The 20,464-nt window shown below is 44.3% G+C and carries 13 protein-coding genes and 3 tRNA genes; 11 read left to right on the top strand and 5 right to left on the bottom strand.

Annotated features, from left to right (window positions below):
• The first annotated feature begins 12 nt into the window (after nucleotides 1-12).
• The 4 genes from FEK30_RS15940 to FEK30_RS15925 are packed head-to-tail and all read left to right on the top strand — an operon-like array spanning nucleotide 13 to nucleotide 7,139.
• The gene (locus FEK30_RS15940; protein WP_138073849.1) at nucleotides 13-3,315 is read left to right on the top strand and encodes a cell division protein FtsA; all 3,303 of its coding nucleotides are present in this window, start codon (nucleotides 13-15) and stop codon (nucleotides 3,313-3,315) included.
• 2 nt (nucleotides 3,316-3,317) lie between these two features.
• The gene (locus FEK30_RS15935; RefSeq protein ID WP_138073848.1) at nucleotides 3,318-4,367 is read left to right on the top strand and encodes a hypothetical protein; all 1,050 of its coding nucleotides are present in this window, start codon (nucleotides 3,318-3,320) and stop codon (nucleotides 4,365-4,367) included.
• Nucleotides 4,368-4,417: 50 nt separating this feature from the next.
• Entirely contained in the window at nucleotides 4,418-5,854 is a 1,437-nt protein-coding gene (locus FEK30_RS15930) for a hypothetical protein (protein WP_138073847.1), read from the top strand.
• 37 nt (nucleotides 5,855-5,891) lie between these two features.
• Complete coding sequence (locus FEK30_RS15925) at nucleotides 5,892-7,139, top strand: TM2 domain-containing protein (protein WP_138073846.1); 1,248 nt, start codon at nucleotides 5,892-5,894, stop codon at nucleotides 7,137-7,139.
• Here the strand turns inward: FEK30_RS15925 and FEK30_RS15920 are convergent.
• On the bottom strand, nucleotides 7,136-8,341 hold the full coding sequence (locus FEK30_RS15920; RefSeq protein ID WP_138073845.1) for a serine hydrolase: 1,206 nt from the start codon (nucleotides 8,339-8,341) through the stop codon (nucleotides 7,136-7,138). The two genes, FEK30_RS15925 and FEK30_RS15920, sit on opposite strands and share 4 nt — an antisense overlap.
• Before the next feature lie 117 nt (nucleotides 8,342-8,458).
• Complete coding sequence (locus tag FEK30_RS16825; RefSeq protein ID WP_168191173.1) at nucleotides 8,459-10,297, bottom strand: protein kinase domain-containing protein; 1,839 nt, start codon at nucleotides 10,295-10,297, stop codon at nucleotides 8,459-8,461.
• Between the two features lie 397 nt (nucleotides 10,298-10,694).
• On the opposite strand from FEK30_RS16825, the gene FEK30_RS16820 reads away from it, so the two are divergent.
• From FEK30_RS16820 to FEK30_RS15910, 4 genes are all read left to right on the top strand, one after another.
• Nucleotides 10,695-10,821: transfer RNA gene (locus FEK30_RS16820), tRNA-OTHER, on the top strand.
• Nucleotides 10,822-10,842: 21 nt separating this feature from the next.
• Nucleotides 10,843-10,949 (top strand) — tRNA-OTHER (locus FEK30_RS16815).
• Between the two features lie 25 nt (nucleotides 10,950-10,974).
• Nucleotides 10,975-11,097, top strand: a tRNA-OTHER gene (locus FEK30_RS16810).
• 56 nt (nucleotides 11,098-11,153) lie between these two features.
• A complete protein-coding gene (locus FEK30_RS15910) occupies nucleotides 11,154-12,755 on the top strand; it encodes a TROVE domain-containing protein (RefSeq protein ID WP_138073844.1) in 1,602 nt (533 codons plus the stop codon).
• Nucleotides 12,756-12,825: 70 nt separating this feature from the next.
• Here the strand turns inward: FEK30_RS15910 and FEK30_RS15905 are convergent, their stop codons facing one another.
• Nucleotides 12,826-13,758 carry an ABC transporter substrate-binding protein gene (locus FEK30_RS15905; protein WP_255448042.1) on the bottom strand — a complete coding sequence of 311 codons (933 nt, stop codon included), beginning with the start codon at nucleotides 13,756-13,758 and terminating at the stop codon, nucleotides 12,826-12,828.
• Nucleotides 13,759-13,944: 186 nt separating this feature from the next.
• Nucleotides 13,945-16,362 carry a TonB-dependent siderophore receptor gene (locus FEK30_RS15900; RefSeq protein ID WP_138073842.1) on the bottom strand — a complete coding sequence of 806 codons (2,418 nt, stop codon included), beginning with the start codon at nucleotides 16,360-16,362 and terminating at the stop codon, nucleotides 13,945-13,947.
• A gap of 327 nt (nucleotides 16,363-16,689) precedes the next feature.
• Here FEK30_RS15900 and FEK30_RS15895 point away from each other — a divergent pair, with 327 nt between their 5' ends.
• The 3 genes from FEK30_RS15895 (at nucleotide 16,690) to FEK30_RS15885 (ending at nucleotide 18,899) form a co-directional block, all read left to right on the top strand.
• Nucleotides 16,690-17,337, top strand: coding sequence for a MotA/TolQ/ExbB proton channel family protein (locus FEK30_RS15895; protein ID WP_138073841.1), 648 nt, complete (start codon nucleotides 16,690-16,692; stop codon nucleotides 17,335-17,337).
• Nucleotides 17,338-17,423: 86 nt separating this feature from the next.
• Complete coding sequence (locus FEK30_RS15890) at nucleotides 17,424-17,846, top strand: ExbD/TolR family protein (protein ID WP_138073840.1); 423 nt, start codon at nucleotides 17,424-17,426, stop codon at nucleotides 17,844-17,846.
• 84 nt (nucleotides 17,847-17,930) lie between these two features.
• A complete protein-coding gene (locus tag FEK30_RS15885) occupies nucleotides 17,931-18,899 on the top strand; it encodes a ferredoxin family protein (RefSeq protein ID WP_138073839.1) in 969 nt (322 codons plus the stop codon).
• Between the two features lie 44 nt (nucleotides 18,900-18,943).
• Here the strand turns inward: FEK30_RS15885 and FEK30_RS15880 are convergent, their stop codons facing one another.
• Nucleotides 18,944-20,464 (bottom strand): gamma-glutamyltransferase, encoded by a 1,521-nt coding sequence (locus tag FEK30_RS15880; RefSeq protein WP_138073838.1) that lies wholly within the window; start codon nucleotides 20,462-20,464, stop codon nucleotides 18,944-18,946.

Genomic DNA, 20,464 nt, shown 5'->3' with positions numbered 1-20,464 from the left:
CCGATATTTACCATGACGACTGAAAGTACCCATCCCTGCCTCCCTGCCCTCCTTTCTGACCGCACCTCTATTCCCGCCGTTGAACCCGGTAAATTTAATGCTGTTAACCTCAGCCAAATTAAAAACTTGGCCGATGATCTTGATTTTGAAGCCAGTGACGATGCTGATATTCATTCCATTCCGAGTCCCTGGGCTCGACCCCTCCAATTTATGGCGGCAATCTCAGATCGAAAATATAAGGCTCGAGCAGGCTTACTGCGTCAATATCGGGGCTTCCTAGCGGCTTTGGCCCTATCAGAATACTTAAACCTCTCAATCAGAGCCCAAGAGATTAACCTGGCAAAAGAGGAGCTACGACAGACAAAACTCAGTAGGGCACTCATCACTCTCAAACCCGATGCCAATCAGAGCGTTTTAAGTCGGTCTTTTGGTCAGGCAGACCCCTGGCTGAAACCCTATGTTTTTTATTGCAATGACCATGTGCTGGGGATGACTAGCCCCGCAACCCTCGTTACACCAGCGCCCCATGTTGATGATACCCTAGGACAACAAATTCACTGGATTAAGGGCAATCGCTTTACAGATCCTACCCAGTCCCTCAGCAGCCGTGAGCGTTATGTGGTGATCGAATGGCTCAAAAATCTCTGTAATGAACTGAATAATGTTTGGGACAGTGGCAATCGAGAGCTCATCAACTCCCTAATTCAAGAACTCCAAGATTTTGCCAACGACCTTGGTGGTGGCCAACTGTCACCAATCGAAATCAATCAAAATGAAGACGGCTTCGGCATTTTATTGGAACCCGCTCCTCTGAAATATCTCGCACCGATGAAGCTCGCAGAAGAAGGGAGTGCACCCCGTTCCAATGTACAAATCTTGCCGTCAGTAGGTTTTTCTCCGGAGCGACCCATTTACCTCATTGATCAAGAACGTCTCCCCGCTAAATTAGGCCATCGCCCCGGTGAAATTATTGTCTACGGCACAATTTCCCTGCAGATCTTTAATCCAGTCACCCATGGGCGCGACGATGCCTATTTCCTAAAACCTGAAGATTTTTTCCTCGATGAATTGTTCTACATCGAAGGAGATAAACTGCTCCCAGGGACTTGGATCACCGATAAATTAAATGTTTATGACAGTATCGATGCGCAAACCAATCGGGTACGAGGCGCAAAAACACTTTTACTGCCACTCAACCCACTACTAAAACATTATTTTGCGAGTCCCGATCTTGAGAAAGTAACCAGTCTTAGCTTAATCGGCCAAGGGTCTGACCGTAAAGTAAGAGTTTCACTCAAAGTGCCTTTATCCGGCCATGGTAGTAGACCCATATTTTACGAAGTTTCCAAAGAATTCCCCCTTAAGCCAGAAAATAGCCTATCAGGAGCGATCCCCGTAGTTGGGATGTGGCCCAATGTTCCCGTCGGCACTTGGAAGCAGTTCTTTGTTTTTACAGATGCTTCAGAAAATGTCGAAACAGCATTTTCCCTAGCGCCACCAACGGTGGGAGCGACGTCCTTCTTCCGCAATATGGGACAACAGGCCCGTTATCAATATTGGGAATGTCCCCAGCACCCCAATATTCTTGAAGCAGTAAATGCTGATGGTCGTCCTCTAGGAGTACTGCCCCTGAGAATTCCCCGAGTCCAATTGGGAGAAACGAGAGAATGGACAGTCGGCGTTGACTTTGGGACATCCTTTACTAATCTGGCTGTCCGTCGCGGCAATGGTGAGCCCCAATGGCTGGATCTCCAAACCCAAATGCTCTCGATTACCGAAGCGCCCCTATCCATTCGAGATCGGGCCTACCGAGAAATGTTTGTGCCGGAAACCTTTATCAAGGACGAGCGAGAACGACTACCCATGGCGACCTTGTTGACAACGATAGGTTGGACAGAATCTTCTAGTACTGCCATTCCTGAACCCCTCAAGGAAGCTCGAATTTTCGTCCCCCGTTTGGATAAGTTTGACTTTAATGTTGAACACGTTAAAAGCAACATCAAGTGGGATCAAATCCGTTTCCAAGATCCGTTCCTACGACACCTCCAGCGGCTTGTGGCAGCCCAAGCAGCCCTTGAGGGAGTAACGAGTATTACTTGGGTCGTTTCTTATCCTTCTGCCTTCTCTCCCCATGAAGAGCAAATGTACTTTGCGACCTGGAAGCGGACATTACGGGATATGGAACAAATTACATATCAGCGCCACTTGTATGACGAAAATATTCATCGAACTGAGAGTATTGCTTTTGCAGAATATTACCGGAATGTTTGTGCAGGGGTAGAAGATAATCTTCTGAATACTATTTGTGTTGATATTGGTGGTGGAACCTCAGACATTGCAATTTTCCGAGATAGTCAAGTCATTTATCAAACTTCGGTTGCCTATGCAGGTCGAGATATTTATCACCGTTTACTCAAGCTAAACCTGAATGCCATTGGTGATGTGTTTGGTCTTTCTGAGCGTGACGCCAAGAGTTTACAAGAGGTTCTTAAGGGTAATAATTTCAATTCTGCCCTTGATAACTACCTGCGTGGTAATGGCCGCAAAATTCTTGAAGGGGGCTATGCGGTCAATGCAAGTAAGCAGAAAAACAAAGAATTTCGCACTCTACTCGTTTTTGCCATCGGCGGACTATACCACTATTTAGGGCTAGTTCAAAAATACGCATCCCAAGATAAAAATGATTGTACGGCTACTGTTTTTGTTGGGGGCAACGGTTCTCGTTTCTTAGATTGGTTAACACCTACTGGGGAATACAATAGCAGCTCTGAAATTAATAAAGTTCTATTAGGGGTCATGGAAAGATCTTCTGAGCTTAAGCCTAATCCCAAAAGTGAACCGATCCAACGAACAGTCCATCCAAAATCAGAGGTATGTGAAGGTTTGATTATTCCCCAAGAAAGTACACTCCAACGTGTTGAACAAAGTAATCCTCTTGTCGGTGAGATCTGCGAAGTTAACGGAAAAGAATTTGCTGCTCTTGATGTTCTTGATCTTCCTGAAGCATGGGAAAAAATCACCAGTTTTAATGTTATCAGTACCCAAGAACTAGAACGGTATATCCAAAATTTTAATCAAATCATTACTCAGGAGAGAATTGGTAGTATCCAAGCTTTGCCTGGGATGCAAATTCAAGGAGATCAAATCATTCCAGAAGATCTAAAAGAAGTGCTCCAGCAAGTTGTGAAAGATACTTGTCAGAGAAAACTCGGTAAGAAAGAAGATTTTGAGCTGGAGTCTACATTCCTCTTGCAGTTACGCTGTTTTATGGATATTCTGGCTAGTCGTTGGGCTCGTAGTAACGGAGGCAAATAAAAATGAAGATGAAAAATTTTAGATGGTTACTCATTCTTCTACTTATTACAGGAAACATGATTTCATGTGGGCCAAGAGATCGTGCTCAAAGTCAGTCTTCCCAAGCAGAGTCTGGCAATCCCACTAATCAAGAAGCTCCTGAGACCCAAGCAGAGTCTGGCAATCCCACTAATCAAGAAGCTCCTGAGACCCAAGCAGAGTCTGGCAATCCCACTAATCAAGAAGCTCCTGAGACCCAAGCAGAGTCTGGCAATCCCACTAATCAAGAAGCTCCTGAGACCCAAAATACTGATGGTTCTGAAGAAGAAGGTAGCAAAAATTTACTAAGTGTTTTTAATCTATTGATTGTTATATTACTTTCAGTTGGAGGTTTTGTAGGATACACACAATTGAAATCTTGGATTGACACAGAGAGGAAAAAAAGTCATGATTTTCGTAAGCGTTCGTCTGAAACAATTAATGAGCTAAATCGAAATGTACAAAATTTAGCTTTTCAGACCCAAGGTTTAAAGGAACAATTCAAAGAACTAAAGAAACAAATTTCTTCTAACAATTCTAAAAGCTCTTTTTCGTCATCAAGATCTCAAGACAAACAACAATATCAAATCGGAGATGAGATAAATTATCCTGTTTATTCACAACCTGCTCCGGTTGTACAGCGAGATCCATATCAAGAGGTCATTACAGCTTTCAATGCCCAAGATACAAACTTCTTCCGACAAAATATCTATTATTTAGCCCTAGACGAAAGTACTGTTGGTGGTGAGACTAGTGCAGGAGCGAGAAGGATCGTAAAATTCGTCGATATCGATAACCCTAGAGATGCTCTTTGTTTAGCCATCAATGTCAACTTTGAATATTTACTGGTTCCTAATTTTTTTAGTCCATACTATGCAAGTCTAGATCAATGGTTGTTTGAAAATAACGATATTTTTAATTATCAAGGTCACGGACAAACTATCGAACTGGTTAAACCTGGCAAAGTCCAGTACTCTCAAAGCGGAAATGGCATCTGGAATCTAATGGAACCCGTAAGATTACAGTTAATTTAAACTGATTTAATGAATTCAATTTAGAAAGCATATTCTAGATCTAAGCCATAATGAAAAATTTTAGATGGTTACTCATTCTTCTACTTGTTACAGGGAATATTGTCTCATGTGGGCCAAGAGATCGTGCTCAAAGTCAATTTTCCCAAGATAACATTGAAACCCAAGCAGAGTCTGGCAATCCCAATAATCAAGAAGATCTTGAGACCCAAAATACTGATAGTTCTGAGAGAGCAGGCAGAAGAAATTTCCCACTAGATATTTTAAGTCTATTAATTGTTACATTCTTTTCAGTTGGAAGTTTTTTAGCATGCACACAATTGAAATCTTGGATTGAAACAGGGGAGGAAAAAAGTCGTGATTTTCGTAAGCGCTCGTCTGAAACAATCAAAGAATTAAATCAGAGTATACAAAATTTAGAGAAAGAATTCGAACAATTTAAGAAACAAATTTCTTCAGATCATTCTCAAAGCTCTTTTTCAGCACCAAAGTTTCAAGAAAAACAACAATATCAAATCAGAGAAAAAACTGACTATCCACACTTTTTGGGTTTTTCACAGCCTGCTTCAGTTGTACAACAAGATCCATATCAGGAGGTCATTACAGCTTTCAATAACAAAGATACAACTTTCTTCCGGCAAAACACCTATTATTTGGCTTTAGATGAGAGTACGCTTGCTAGTGATTATACAAGCACAGAAGCAAAAAGAATCGTAAAATTTTTTAATATTGATAACCCTAGAGATGCTCTTTGTCTAGCCGTCATTCTCAACTCTGAATATTTACTAATTCCTAATTTCTTTAGTCCATACTATGCAAATCTAGATCAATGGTTATCTGAGAATAACGATATTTTTGATTACCAAGGTCACGGACAAACTATCGAACTGATTAAACCTGGCATTGTCCAATATTCTCAAAGCGAAAATGGTATATGGAATTTAATAGAACCTTGCTCTCTTCTTCTTTTTGACTATGAATATTATTCTCAAACTAAGTCAGATAATAAAAAACTCAAAACTCAAAATTCAAAATCTAAAATAAAGAAAACTACAAATAACGAAGCGAAACAAAATTCTCTTAAACAAGATACTAGTAAAAATCAACAACTAATTTCCGCATTTAACATACAGTCACAACGATATTTTCGCTCTGCTTATTTGGTGACAATAAATTACGCAAAAAAACAAGACACCCAAAAAATCTATTTTAATGAAGTAGAACAGCATCGTGACGCAGAATTTATGATTATTGAAGTTGACAATACTCATCTGTTAGTACCTGACTTTATGTCTCCTTATTACCAGCAATTTATTTCTCAGGAAACTTTTTCCGACACATTTAACACTAGTGGTTCCGGTAAAGAATTTTACCTAAAGACACCTGCACAAGTCGAGAAAGATGCTAATGGAAATTGGCTCTTAACTCATCTAGGAGAATGTCTAAAATTAGACGATATGGACAATTTATCAATTTTTTCTAGTTTATAAATTGAATCCGCAAATAAAAATATTTTAGAAAATAATTATGGTTCGCAGAAATTCAGCAGCACTCCTCGCCATTTTATTAGGCTCCTTCGGTATTCATAAATTTTATCTAGGAGAAGTATTCCTTGGAGTTCTTTATCTTTTATTTTTCTGGACTTATATCCCAACAATTATTGGCATAATTGAAGGAATTTATTACTGTTCTCTAAGCGAAGACGAATTTAGACAGAAGTTTAATATTCCTACAGTCCAAAACAAAGTTTCCCAATATCTTGCCAATAATAGCTCAGAAAATGCAGCCCTCAAACAAAATAATCAAAAACTAAATTACTTAGAGCAGACTATTCAAAAATTAGAAAGAGAACTCCAGACCTTAAAAAGTAAAAATAGAGAATTAAGCTCTATTATTATTAGTCAACAAGATTCTATTGCGGGCATTAAGGAAGCCCAATCTCAAATATTTACCCAGATCTCTGTCCAAACATCATTTCAACCACCAGCGCAGCCCAAAAATATTTTTGACCATTCCATCGAAAATTATTCCGCCCGCACAGTCGTTACCGCTTTTAGTAATAAAGATGAAACATTCTTCACAGAACGCGGCATGGTTTTACTCACTCCAATCCCTAAAAAAGAGAGAACACAAAACTCAAAAGCCGACCTAAGGCAGGTTTTAGGTCTTTCAAAAGCCGCATTTATTAGCGTACAGGTCAACCAAGAGCATTTTGTCGTACCTAATTTTTTGTCTCCCCATTACAAAGATTTAGAATCTCTTTACTCAGGCACCAAGATGTTTAAAGTATATGGTTCCGGAGAAGAACTAATATTAAAAAAACCAGCTAAAGTACAACAAATCGATGATCATAGCTGGCGCATTCAAGAATCAGGCTTATATTTTGGTAAAAACGCTGAATTTGAGATGTTAGTAGAAGCTTTTAACGAAAAGAATCAAGCATTCTTTGATAGTGCTTATCCCGTTACTATTAGTCATCATACGTTAAGTACACAAATTAACAAAGACGAAGTTATCCAATTTGATCAAGTAGAAACCCACCGTGATGCAGAGTTTATGATTATTAAATTTGACAAAAAATGTTTTTTGGTGCCAGATTTTCTTTCTCCTTATTACGGACAGTTAAATTGGCTCGATATGGGAAAAGATATTTTTAGGCATGATGGCCAAGGTACCCTTGTAAACTTGATTAAGCCCGCTGAAGTCAAAGAAGAAAAAGATGGTGTTTGGAAGTTAGTTAAATCTGGCAATTGTCACCTAACAGAAGGTAGTTAGTTAGTAGGCTCTACCCTCGACTGAGCCTCAGTTTGTGGTGTAGAGCTAGCAAAAGGCTTGATTTTCGAGTGGACAAGTTGGGCGATCGCCGGGAAAAAAGTTTCATTTTCTGAATAGGCAGGGTGATCAGCAAAAACGCTCAGAATGTACTTTTGTTGACCATCGACACTCTCAATATAAGCAACCTCATGGCGGCCTTGACTCGTCCAACCAGCCTTTGAATAAAGCTTTGTGTCTGGGGGAAGACCTTCACCAAAGAAATGCTGCACCGGATTAAAATAGGTCTTCGGACTTTGCCAATCTTGGCTTAGATCTCGCTCTAACAGTCGCAAAATTTCTGGATTAGCAGTAGGTGAAACAGCGTCCCCAAGCGCGATTTCCGCCATTAACCGAGCAGCTTGATAAGCACTCAAACGGTTACGAATTAGTTTAGTGGGATCTTCGGGATTTTCTCGCATTTGCCGATCAAAGCCGATGGGTTCCATGATCTCTACATCGGTGATCGGATAGGTTTTTTGGGTGATATTTAAATCCCCATAGCCAGCAGCCTGAAAAAAGCTGTTGAGTTGTTCGCGTTGGGCATACCAAGCGTTGAAATTATCAGGAGTTGCGCTGGTTTGGGTTTGGGTCGTGCGGGTGATCGCATCAATAATTCGACTGGTGGCATTATTGTCAGATTGCGCAACCATGAGGGCAATATCCTCTGCATGGTCAGCATAATTTAATAAACCTTGTTTAACTTGGGCGTAAAACGCAACGAGCCAAAAGAGTTTAGGGACACTGGCAGGGTAGTGAAGAATATTGGGTTGGTAGTTGGCGATCGCCTGACGATTTAGATCCACAAGCACCACAGACATTGCTTCTAGGGGGAGATTTTCGGCCTGGGCTAGCCCTTGAATTTCTGTGATAATGCCCTGTAAGTCGGCACTAAAAGCGTAACTGAGCAGTGGATCTTGGGCATTGTACCAAGCATTCCAAATTCGTTGCACTAACAGGGGTTCTGGAACAATGGCTACTTCATTATCAGTTGAATTTGGACTAACAGGAGGAAGAAACTCTTCTTGAGATTCAGTTTCGGCAGTCTGAGCTGACTCAATTGCTTGTTGAGGTGGCCCCAGAGAAGCTCGAATCAGCCAAATACCACCAACAACAATGGCGATCGCCATGCCACCCACTAGGGCCACAAACTGCTGGGGACTCATGGAAATTTGGGATCTGGGACGGCGTTTTGGCTGAGATGATTTTGGAGTAGGCTGATTCAAACGGGTGAACCTCCACAGAATTAAATAAAAAAATTACGAAGCTGAGTTGAGTCAACCTCACCGACGCCAAATTACTTCAAGGGTGTTGTAGTCGGCAATTTTCCAGGCACCATTGACTCGACGGAGGTTATAGCGCACTAATCGCTGATCATAGCCACTAGCATTGCGATCAATATTGCCATTAGCGTTATAGAGTGTTCGCTGTTCCGTAACAACCACATCGGCGATCGCCTGTTGTCCATCCACAACTTGGAGGTTTCTGACTTCTTCTAATACTTGATTCGCAAAGGCATAGTAAGCCCCATTACTTTCAAGCCATTCCACCGAGCTCTGTTGGCCATCACTGCGGCGAATATTGTCATTAAAGGCTTTGCCTGTCAAAATCTGCGTGCCACAACCGCGATTATAGGGATAATCAAACAAATCCTGCTTACAGTTCAGCCAATCAACTACCACATTTGCCGCTTCTCCCTGGGATATTGCAGCAGGTTGCGGTGATGATTTTTGGGCTTCCTCGATCCGAAAAGTTTGACCTGTTTCTTGGGTTAATTGATCAATAAAGCTTTGGGTTTTATCCCGTGAGGCAAAACTGGCCACCTGAACTGTATTATCACCCCGCAAGAAAGCATCACCACAATAGTTATTTTTAATCCGTTCTAATACCGTAGCCTCGCCAACCACCCGGTACCAAGTGCTTGCATTACCCAACGAGTCACCGCAACTCTCTTTATAAGCTAGAGAAGGCAGCGTTTCTGCATCTTGTTTTGAACTATCCGTAGCAGAAGAATTCGTTTCAGCTTGACCATTCCCCAGTGAAATAATCTCTTCACCACTAGGACGATTGAGCAATTGCGTACTAAGAACAATCCCCCCTAATAAAAAAGCACCGATTACACTTCCCGTTAACAGTGCTTTCTGCCAATCAGCCATTCCCTTGGCAGGCAACTGCATCTGACTATTATCAATAGCCATACTGCTGCCTGCCACAGCAACCGTAGGATTGTGAATTGTTTGGGGTTGAGGAGTGGGAGGAACAACGATGGGCGATGGCGTTGGAACAGGAATCTCGGCTTGCAAAGCTGCAATCATCGCTTGGGCATCGTTAAAACGGTCTTTGGCCTGGGGTTGGATGGCCTGTTCTAAAACTGCGGCTAGATGTTCGTCAGTTTCATTATTACTCTGAAACCAGAGACGCCAGAGAATCTTGCCTGTTACGGGGTCATTTGGTAATTCACCGGGTAACTTCCCGGTCAACAGATAAATCGCCGTCAAACCGAGACTATACAAATCGCTACTGAAGACAGGCCGACCAATACTTTGTTCTGAGGCCATAAAACCTGGCGTACCAATCACAATTGACTTGCTGTTTTGGTCTGAACCAGCTTTTGTCATGTTCATGGTCTCCTTGACGGCACCAAAATCAATCAACACGGGTTGGCGATCGCCTTTGCGGAGAATGATATTGTCTGGCTTGATATCTCGGTGTACCAGTCCTTGGCTATGGATAAAGTCGAGGACAGGCAAAATTTCCAAGAGCCATTTCTTGACATCAGCACTCGACCAAGGGCCTTCGTATTGCAGCGCATCCTGTAGGGTAACTCCTTCAATCCATTCTTGAATGAGATAAAACTCCTTTGCTCCCGCGACATACGCATATAAGCAAGGTATTTGCCCATGGCCATCACCTAATTTTTCGAGGAGCACCGCTTCCCGTTCAAAACGATCCTGCACGAGCTGATGGGCAACGGGATCATTAGCAATGGGTTTGAGACGTTTGATCACACAACGTCTTAGGGATGGCATATGCAAGTCTTCAGCGAGAAATGTATCCCCGAAACCACCCTGGCCCAATTTCTGCAAAATCCGATAACGACCGTCGAGAATTTTTCTTTTCATTTCTCCATGGTGTCAAAAGTTAACATCCATCTTACTGGAACTCGGCGAAGAAACATATTTCTTGTCATATTCTTGACACATAGTCATCCGGATCATGGTTAGTGCAGAAGTCTCTAGGGTTTTCTTGCAAGGGCCACGACTATTGCCTGATTTCAGACTCAATTCATGCCTTGAGGCTAAATGTGCAGGTTACGCTTCCAGCATCGGCGAAAATTTTAGGCGAAGTTTGGGCGATCGATCGCCGCCGATTAAGCATCGCATTGTTAGAAAGTTGGGGGGAGACCATAACTTTTATCGGCCCCCCTAATCCCAAAGCCCGATATCGTAACCATTTCAGGTGATTTAACTCCCATTGGAATCAGGGGAGCAGTAGCCCATACATTAAAAGCAACGCAATGAACGGATAGTTTAATGGCAAAACACCAATCTTCCCTGATTCATTTATTCATCCGTAAGGGTCGCTGAATTTAGGGTTATCGCCTGTTAAGCGGGAGATGGAGGTTCGATTCCTCCTCCGTTCGCCAAGATCCTTTCCTAAATGACTTGGGCAGGTAGCTCAGTTGGTAGAGCAGATTCTTGCTGCACTTTTTTTACCCCAACGGGTCGCTGCATCAAGATTATCGGGTCGAAAGTTCAAGTCTTTCCCTGTCCACCCATTTAGAAAAATGGCAAACCTGGAGACGGTAGCTCAATGGTAGAGCGCAATATTTGCCCTTAGGGGCCGCAGGACTAAAGGTTATCGCTATGGACGAATCTCCCTTTTGTCCGCCGAGATGCGGGTTCGATTCCGGCTCGTCTCCCTTCCCCGCATGGGGTTTTGATCTAAAGTTGTTATCCCGCAAGGGACGGAGTTGTCATGTCATATCAATTTTTTACAGCCCGTGGCCAAACGCCCCAATCGCAACCAATTCCGGGTCGAGCGACAGAAATGGTGCAGGGGCGAGCTGGTGGTTATCACTTCGATCCAGGGATTTGGGTCATGTTGCGGCGCTGTTTATTAATCGGTACCGCCCAAAATACTTTTTATGCTGATAAACATGAGTTGACGGGTGAGTTTACCCAGGTTGTGCAGCAGTGCGTGGTGGCGGATCCAGGCCGGGTCGCCCAGGAAATTTTCTATGCGAGCGATGGGCGATCGCTCAACAATAGCGCCCCTTTATATGCATTAACGCTGTTATCCATGGGGGAAACCCCAGCAGCGAAACAGGCATTTATGAAAATCTTTCCCCAGGTGGTGCGCACCGGGAGCCATTTCTATGAATGGTTAAGCTACACCAAAGCCCTGCGGGGATTCGGAAAAGTGGTGCGTGAGTGCGGTAAAGGTTGGCTCAGTCAGGACGATGTGCAAGCTTTGGCCTATCAACTGCTGAAGTATCAACAACGGTACGGGTTTAGCCACCGGGATGCGTTGCGTTTATTCCACGTTAAACCCCCAAGTGTCGAGCATCAAACCTTATATAACTGGGTCGTTAACGGTTGGGAGCAGTTACCGAAACAGCCCTCTGCAACTGCCCTTGAACAAATTTGGTGGTACGAATGGCTAAAGCGCAACCCCGATCAAACGAAAAAGGCGATCGCCCAAGGCCACCTTACCCACGAAATGGTCGCCCCCATTGGTCAAATGGATGAGCAGACCTGGAAACTGTTGATGCTAGAGATGCCCATTGGTGCCCTGTTACGGAACCTGGGTTCCCTAACCGAAATTGGGGTATTGCGGGTCAACCGCCAGAAAAACCTCAAGCACGCGGCGATGGTTTTAAACGATAAACAACGCCTGCGCAAAGGTCGCATCCATCCCATTGACATCCTCAAAGCCCTAAAAACCTATCAATCTGGGGGTCGATTGGGGCGCAGCAAAAAAACCTGGGAACCTGTACCCCGCATTATCGACATCCTCGAAAAAGCCCTGGAGATGTCCTTTGAAACAGTGCCTGCCACCGGGAAAACGTTTCTCCATGCGGTGGATGTGTCGGGGTCGATGTCCTATTACTCTGTGGGTTCTGTCCATTTAACCTGTGCCGAGATAGCCACAACCATGGCCCTGGTCACCGCAAAAGCCGAGAAAAATTATGCCATTCGTGGCTTTTCTACCGCGTTTAAAGATCTAGGCATTACCGCCAGCGATAGTTTCCGCACGGCTTTACAAAAAACGAGTGATCAAAATTTCGGTGGCACCGATGCTTCCTCTGTCTACAAATGGGCGCTTAAACATCGCTTTCATGCCGATGTAATTTGCTTCTGGACAGATTGCGAATCCTGGGTGGGCACGCAACCCTGCCAAAAACTGGCGGAATATCGCCGCAAAGTAAACCCTAATGTCAAGGCCATTTATGTGACCCTGGCCCCCTACAAATTGAGTTTGGTTGATCCAAAAGATCCTTTGTCATGGGATTTAGGAGGGTTTGATCCGACGATGCCACGCTTGATCCAAATGATTGCCCAGGGTGATTTGACATAGCAAATTATTTCTTTTTTCAGGGAGTATTGAAAAATACTCTCTTTTTTAGTTGCCACACTTCAAATAATTACTAATTTTGTGTTTCATCTAAAATGTGTTTCGCGAGATCATTGAGAACTTGATTAGCCGCTAAAATACCACTAGAACTTGTCCATTCCCCATCATTAACTTGGTAAACATTACCATTTTCAACCACAGCAAGATTTTGCCAAAGGGGATGATCTTGCCATTGATTTTGGGTTTCTTCACCTCGGTTTTCAGCCTCATTAAATGTGAAATAAAACAGATGGTCGGCTTCGAGATCCTGGATACTTTCTAGGCCTATCTCGGCGGCAAAGTCATTTTTTTGTTGTACTTCAGGCCGTCGTAAGCCCACTTCAGCGACAATTTGCCCCGGAAAGGATTGTTCATAATAAATCCTCGCTGTCCCTGGCATAAACCGAACGAGGGAAACAGTTGGCGGCTGATCACCTAATTGTTCTTTGAGGTTGGCGACCCGCTGATCCCATTGCTCAAGTAAAGTTTGGGCTTCGGCTTCCCGGTTGAGGGCTTTGGCGTAGAGTTTGAAGTTCTCTTTCCAGGTGGCACCCAGGGTTTCGGAAAAAACGGTCGGGGCGATCGCCTGTAATTTGCCATAGAGTTGCTCCTGCCGGACTTTAGAGCCGATAATCAAATCTGGCTTTAAAGCGACAATATTTTCTAAATTTGGCTGAAATTCGTCACCAATCACGGGTACATCTTCTAATTCAGCACTAAGGTACCCATAATAAGGCTCTCCTTGCCAGGACTTGACGGCACCGACGGGTGTTACCCCTAGAGCAACTAACATATCTGTGCCTTCGTTGGTGAGCACGACGATTCGTTGGGGAGTGCCGCTAATTTCTGTCGTTCCCATGGCATGTTCAATGGTGCGGGTTGCTTCGTCAGAAACTTGAGAAACAGGCTCTGGGGTCGTTGTGGGAGATGGATTTTGGGTCGTGGCAAAACAGCCGCTTAAACTCATACTTACTAGGCAGATTAAGCCAAGGATCTGGGGTCGAATCGTAGGTTTATTTTTTTGATATTGCATAAATTTTAAAGGTTTTTTAATTTTAAAAAAATAGGATGAAAAGGCAAAATAAAATCCTCCTCTCCATCCCAAACTAAGACGTAATTAACTTCTGAAATACGCAGGCGATCGCCCTGGATTTTACCAATCTAAACTGTAGCTTAAACTGATGGTACGACCTCTGCCAGCAAATTGATTTCTGCCCCCATAAACCTGGGCAATGATGGGGAAATATTCAGCATTAAAAAGATTTTCAACGCCGAGCTGAATCTTGCCAGCACCAGTGTCATAGCTACTGATAAAATCAGCAGTTAAGTAACTTTCTACTTCCCCTAAACCAAAGCCATTACCCTTGGGATCACGGCCCGCTGAATACAATAATTGCAGACGATTTTCCCAACCTTCAACGGGTTCATATTCCACAAAACCGGTTAGTTTAACAGGGGGAATTTGGAAACTAGGTAAGCCACTTTCAAAATCGCCATCGTTATTGGCATCCCGCTCGCCATCGGTGTAAGTAAAGGTTCCCCCTAGGGCGAGTTGTTCACTGAGTTGAGTACGTAGATCGGCCTCAACACCGTAGATGCGCTGGGGATCACGAATCGTTGTAAACGCACTATCAAAGGTAGTACCGAGATCTGAGTAACTATAAAAGCCAGCAATGGAAGCTTGCACATTACCCCAGTTGCCGCGAATCCCTAACTCATAGTTATCAACCCGTTGGGCTTCAGGCCGTAGATTTTCCACACTGCCCCCCGGAGAAGTCCGTAGGGAACGGGCCACATCCGCAATGGAAAAGCCTTGGGCAAAGTTCCCAAAAATATTTACATTGTCATTAAGGGCATACACAGCGCCCACATTAAAGAGGGTCGCATCGTAGTTCAGTTCGCCCCCTGTGACATCATTGCCCGCTAGAGTGGTGAAATCATCCACACTGACATCAATAAATTCTTGGCGAATCCCACCATTGAGAACTAACTGATCGGTCACATTCCAATTTAACTGGGCAAATAGACCAAGATTTTTCTGTTCTGTGGGTGGGGAAAGGAAACCAGTGCCAATTCGCTCAAAAACTAGGCCATTACTCGCTTCAAAGGTAGGTTCATCAAAGAGATCAGCAGGTTGAGCAGATTCTTCGTAAAAATAGTCCACACCCCAAAGTAAACTGAGGCGATCGCCTGCCGCGAGGGGCGTATTGATATCTAAACGACCACCAATTTTTTCGGACTCCACTTCCGATTGCAAAACTTCATCCCCGAAGGTGCCAAAATCATCATCGAAAGGATAGAAACGGGTGGAGTAATCTCGATAGTAAAGCTGACTGTTTAACTGACTGCCAAAGAGATCATCATTGCTGTAGGCCAAACTAACCAATGTATTTTCGGTGCCGGGTTGGTCAGGCAAGACAAGACCAGGTCTGGCTTCTGCCTTATCGCCACTAGGAGATGGATTCAGGGCAAAGTCAGAATCTTGGTCATCGGAGAAGTAATTAAAGCTGAATTGGAGCCGTTGGTTTTCGTCGATGTTGTAGCCCAATTTTCCAAATAAATTGATGCTTCTGAGGTCAGCTAAACCCCCTTGACCCAACGGATCGGGCGGAATGCGATCGCCATCGGCATCAAAGAAACCGCCTGTCTTGGAAATCGCAAAGTCCGCAACATAATCAAACTTGTCCTCTGTACCAGACACAGAATGCTGGAGTGAGTAACCAAAACTGTCTTCTGGATTGGTCGTGGAAAATTCAAAACCAATAGTGCTGCGGGATTCTACGCCTGCAGCGGCTCCCTGCTTAGTAATAATATTGATAATCCCACCAGTGGCACCATCTCCATAGATCGCGCTGGGGCCACGGACAATTTCAATCCGTTCAATCACGCCCGGATCAATGGTGCGCAAATCCCGTTGGGCATTACGGTTTGTGCTCTGGGGTATCCCATCAACCAAGACCGAAATATTACGACCCCGGAGGCTTTGTCCAAAAATACTGGTGGTTTCCGTCGAAGGTGAGAGACCCGGTACTAACTTTGCCAAAATGCTGGAAAGATCGCGGTTGAGATCCGCTTGACGGGCAATTTCTGCCTGGGAAATCACTGTCACAGACCGGGGTACCGCCGCTTCTTCTGCTTCCGTCCGAGTTGCCGTAACGATTAATTCCAAATTATCAACAAAATCATCCGGTGTTACCTGTACAAGTAAACCAGAGGGTTGAGACAGCACATCAACAAAGGGCGCTGCTGTTTCACCCACAAGAATAATTTCAACGGTATTTTCAGATATTTGCGTAATTTCAATGGCCTCTAGACCAGCTTGGGGCGCAAAATCAGGCAGAATCGTACCTTCTACTAGCTGGGCATTTTCAATTTCCAGGATGAGACGATCGCCTTCCAGCCGTTGATTTACTTCAGGGGCGATCGCCTGATCACTTTCCAGAAAAACTTCTACACCCAAGGAGGTCGGGTTAATCCGAATATTACTAATTACTGTTTGGGCAACTACCGCCGGGGCCAGGGCGACCAGCATCCCACTGGCGATACCAAGACTATAGGTCAACTCTTTCAAGAAACTTCCCTCACACTTATTGCTAAAGACTTGCGTTAGATCAGGAAGATTAAGAGATTATCTCAACCACTGTCAAGTTCTTTATCGAGAATCTCTTGTATTTAAAATTTTCACAAAGCCACATTTATCGTCTAAAAGCCACTGAGATTAGGGATTAAAAGGATTTTTAGGAATTACAACTCTAAATTAAAGGCTTTATTTTTGCTAAGACTTCTGATATATCAGAGTAAATTTATTGAAAATAGTTTGAGTTAGGCTCTAGTCATCTGGGCAGCAGTGCCAGATAATGCTTCTTAGACGCCCTCACACATTTGAACCCATAGCACTATGAACATTACAAATTTCTTTGCCGCCGGTGGCATCGTCGCCTACCCATTGCTGCTCTTTTCCTTGGCTGGCGTGGCTTGTATTATTGAACGGTCTGTATTTTGGTGGCGGATTAATCGTCGGCAGCGTCAAGTTGTCCGGGATGCTCTCGGTCTGTATCGGCAAGATCCGTTCAATGCGATGAAATTTTTGAAGCGTAACGCGGATCTACCCATTGCCCGGATTTTTTTAGAAGCCCTTGATTTAGAAAATCCCAACAGTGAAGAGTTTCGTCTCGCCCTCGAAAGTGCAACCCAAGCCGAAATCCCAACCCTAAAACGGTTTAATACTGTGTTTGACACAATTATTGCTGTTGCGCCCCTACTGGGATTGTTGGGAACGATCCTCGGTTTGATGCAATCCTTTTCGGCGCTCAACATCGGTGATGTGGGTAATACCAATGCCGCTGGGGTGACTGGTGGAATTAGTGAAGCATTGGTTTCGACTGTGATGGGTCTGGTTGTGGCAATCTTCACCCTGCTCTTTGCCAATCTCTTTAATGGGTTATATCAACGTAACCTAGCATTTATCCAAGAATATGGTGGCCAGTTAGAATTGCTATATCGCCGTTTCTATGAAAAGAGTGAAGCAGCGATCATGAACCGCTAATGCCTGCCAATCAAACGATGTGCAGCTATTTTTTTATGTATAAGCCATCCATTTAAGCTTAATTCTTTTGTTTTAAATTTATTACTATGCGTATTCCCCAGGAAGAACAAAAATCCGCAGGCATTAATATTGTGCCGATGATTGATATTATCTTTTCAATTTTGGCCTATTTTATTATTTCGACCCTCTATTTGACGAAATCTGAGGGCCTACCGGTCAATCTACCTGGGGCAAATACAGCACAACAGCAACCGAGCACTGAAATTACGGTGACCATAGATGCGGCGGGAGATATTTTTCTCAACGAAGTACCCGTTGAAATCGCTACACTCCAAGCTGGTGTCCGAAATCTAATGGTTGAGAACCCAGAAACCTTGGTGATTATCAATGCCGATGAAGCAGTTAGCCATGGATCCGTGATTGAAGTAATGGATGAACTGCGGCAAATTGAAGGAGCAAGATTGGCGATCGCCGCCCAAAAAGAAACAACATCCACTAGCACTAATTAATACGAAGTATGATTTACGGCTACAAGGCTTCGCTCCTACATCTCAAAGCCTTACAGGATTTTTGGGGGATTAACTAATCGAGATATGAATTCATTTTTTTGTGCCGAGTCATCCCACAAACTAGGAGAAGATCCTATCGGCTGGGGTGTCAATACAACCTATTATCTTTTGTTAGAATATGCCCAGCCTTGGCGCGAAAACATTTTAGAGAGTGATCCCCAATTTATACCGCTCCTAAAGTTTTACCAAACTTTTTTGGCACCGAGAAAAATCCAAATCCGGCCCATATTTATTTGGGGTGAATCGTCGTCAAAAGATCGAAGTCGAGCTATTTTATTAAAACAAGAGCAAGGATTTATTCGAGGTTACAAACGCCAAGAATTTACAATTTCGAAGTTAGCAGAAGTTATTCCAATCCTAGAAACTTGTTTCACTGATTCAGATAGTTTTTTTGCTACAACAGATTCAAGCCAACAACAACGAGATATTCTTATTTGTACCCACGGCACTTATGACAAGTGTTGTGGAAAATATGGCAAGCCCTTTTATCGGCAAGCAGTACGATTGGTTCAAGAATTAAACCTTGAAGATCGAGTGCGCATTTGGCAAGCAACTCATTTCGGTGGACATCGCTTTGCGCCCACGGCCATCGAGTTTCCTGGAGGACGTTATTATGGCAGGTTAGATGAGGCTTCCTTGCAATCTTTACTGACCCGTCAAGGCGATTTAGATTTTCTCAAAAAAGTTTATCGAGGCTGGGGCGTTTTACCTGCGCCGGTACAAATCTTAGAGCGAGAATTATGGTACCGTCATGGTTGGCAATGGTTAGACTACGAGATTGATTTTCAAATATTAGACGCGAATAAAGACGAGACGTTTTTTCGGTGTCAGATCACGGCTCAACAAGAAGGCGATCGCCAAATAATTTATACCGCAGAGATTGTCGAAGACCCAACACAAAACATCCACCTCCGGGGTGGTTGCAAGGTGCCAACAGCCGAAAGATATCCCCAATTTAAGTTGCAAAATTTATCCCAAACTTCCTCTCATTAGAGAAAAGTAGCCTTTTCCAGTAACCACACCTAAAATTTTGGATTTTAGGCAAAAGCGACACTGCCCTCCCGTCGGGGATCGGCGATCGCCTGTAATTGCTGCTCTTCTTCAGACCACAATGCAGCCTGTACGCCACCAAAATACATTGATAGCGGCGGAAACCCCCGGAGCGGCATCGACAGATTCGACAAAGTCTCAGCCCTTAAATTTTCTTCGTAGGCAATCATCAATTGGTCGTCAAATGCTTCCACATGGAGGCGTGGGTGTCGGATCGCCTCACTGAGAGAATCACCATGCACTATAAAGTTGGTCAATGACTGGGCGATCGCCGTGGTGATCCGCGACGCACCAGGGGAACCAATCGACAGTACAGATCCATTCCGGTGACGCGCAATGGTGGGGGCCATATTTGAAATCAATCTCGTGCCTGGCGCAATGGGTTCACTCTGCTCTCGATGCAGCTCCAACTCACCCAGGGAATTATTTAACCAAAAATTACGACCGGGAATCACCGCCCCAGAACCATAACCCGCCGATGCCGTCAGCGAACAGGCACAACCTTGATCATCGACCGTGGACACATGGATCGTAGAAGGTGAACTGCGGTAATGATCGAGCTGATTTGTCCGGGCAAAATGTAGCAGATCCGTGACTGCTTGCCATCGATCTTGGTCAACATTGAGATGTTCAAAACGATAGTTAAGGACGGCCTCTTGGATCGCAGCAATGGTTTTATGGTCGAGACTTTGACGGGTTTGCTGGAGGAGGAGTAAAGCGGCTAAACAAGCACCACCCACTGCGGGGGCCGGGTTGGTAACAATTTCCCAGTCACCGTAGTTCAGCCGAATTGGTTCTCTGATAATCGCTTCGTAGCTTGCTAAGTCAGCTTGGGTAATGGCACCGTGCGATCGCTCCATTGCAGCGACTAATTCCTGGGCTAAAGTGCCTTGATACAAACAGTCAGGGCCTTCATCGGCTATCAGCTGTAAGGTTTTGGCGAGGCCCGGTAAGCGGACGATCTCACCAGCCTTGAGATAATCTTTGCCGTTTGGATGAACAAGCTGATAACTTTCGGGATGCCACCCAAAAATCGCTGCATGGGCCTGTTCTAAATACATTCCTGAAACACGGGACAGGGGACTGCCTTGCTCTACCACTTTGGCCACGGGCTTGATTAATTCTGCCCAAGACAATTGGCCGTATTCTGCTGAGGCTTTGGCGATCCCGGCGAACATCCCTGGCACTGCCACCGCACCATAACCAATTCCGGTATAAATGCCACCACCATAGTTCAGCAAGGTCTTTTGTAACTCTGGGTAGGGGCGATCGCCAGGGAAATCTTTACCAGGCATCGCTGCATAGGCATCAATGACAACGGGTTCTCGATCCTGGGGCCAAATCGTGATGAAACCACTACCGCCCGGTGCCATGACCCCCAGTTCGCAACACATGGAAGTTAATGTGGCGGCGAGGGCGGCATCGATGGCGTTACCTCCCTGGGCGATAATCTCTGCGCCGATATTGGCGGCAAGTTTAGAATCGGCGGCGATCGCGACTTTGGTCAT

The organism is Picosynechococcus sp. PCC 11901, assembly GCF_005577135.1.
GTDB lineage: Bacteria > Cyanobacteriota > Cyanobacteriia > Cyanobacteriales > MRBY01 > MRBY01.
Note: the sequence above shows the minus strand (reverse complement) of the source record. Positions and strands in the feature narration are given on the sequence as shown.

Coding starts and splice junctions, on each gene's coding strand:
- FEK30_RS15940 (WP_138073849.1), top strand. CDS start 13: ATGACGACTGAAAGTACCCATCCCTGCCTCCCTGCCCTCCTTTCTGAC.
- FEK30_RS15935 (WP_138073848.1), top strand. CDS start 3,318: ATGAAGATGAAAAATTTTAGATGGTTACTCATTCTTCTACTTATTACA.
- FEK30_RS15930 (WP_138073847.1), top strand. CDS start 4,418: ATGAAAAATTTTAGATGGTTACTCATTCTTCTACTTGTTACAGGGAAT.
- FEK30_RS15925 (WP_138073846.1), top strand. CDS start 5,892: ATGGTTCGCAGAAATTCAGCAGCACTCCTCGCCATTTTATTAGGCTCC.
- FEK30_RS15920 (WP_138073845.1), bottom strand. CDS start 8,341: ATGAGTCCCCAGCAGTTTGTGGCCCTAGTGGGTGGCATGGCGATCGCC.
- FEK30_RS16825 (WP_168191173.1), bottom strand. CDS start 10,297: ATGAAAAGAAAAATTCTCGACGGTCGTTATCGGATTTTGCAGAAATTG.
- FEK30_RS15910 (WP_138073844.1), top strand. CDS start 11,154: ATGTCATATCAATTTTTTACAGCCCGTGGCCAAACGCCCCAATCGCAA.
- FEK30_RS15905 (WP_255448042.1), bottom strand. CDS start 13,758: ATGAGTTTAAGCGGCTGTTTTGCCACGACCCAAAATCCATCTCCCACA.
- FEK30_RS15895 (WP_138073841.1), top strand. CDS start 16,690: ATGAACATTACAAATTTCTTTGCCGCCGGTGGCATCGTCGCCTACCCA.
- FEK30_RS15890 (WP_138073840.1), top strand. CDS start 17,424: ATGCGTATTCCCCAGGAAGAACAAAAATCCGCAGGCATTAATATTGTG.
- FEK30_RS15885 (WP_138073839.1), top strand. CDS start 17,931: ATGAATTCATTTTTTTGTGCCGAGTCATCCCACAAACTAGGAGAAGAT.
- FEK30_RS15880 (WP_138073838.1), bottom strand. CDS start 20,464: ATGACCAAAGTCGCGATCGCCGCCGATTCTAAACTTGCCGCCAATATC.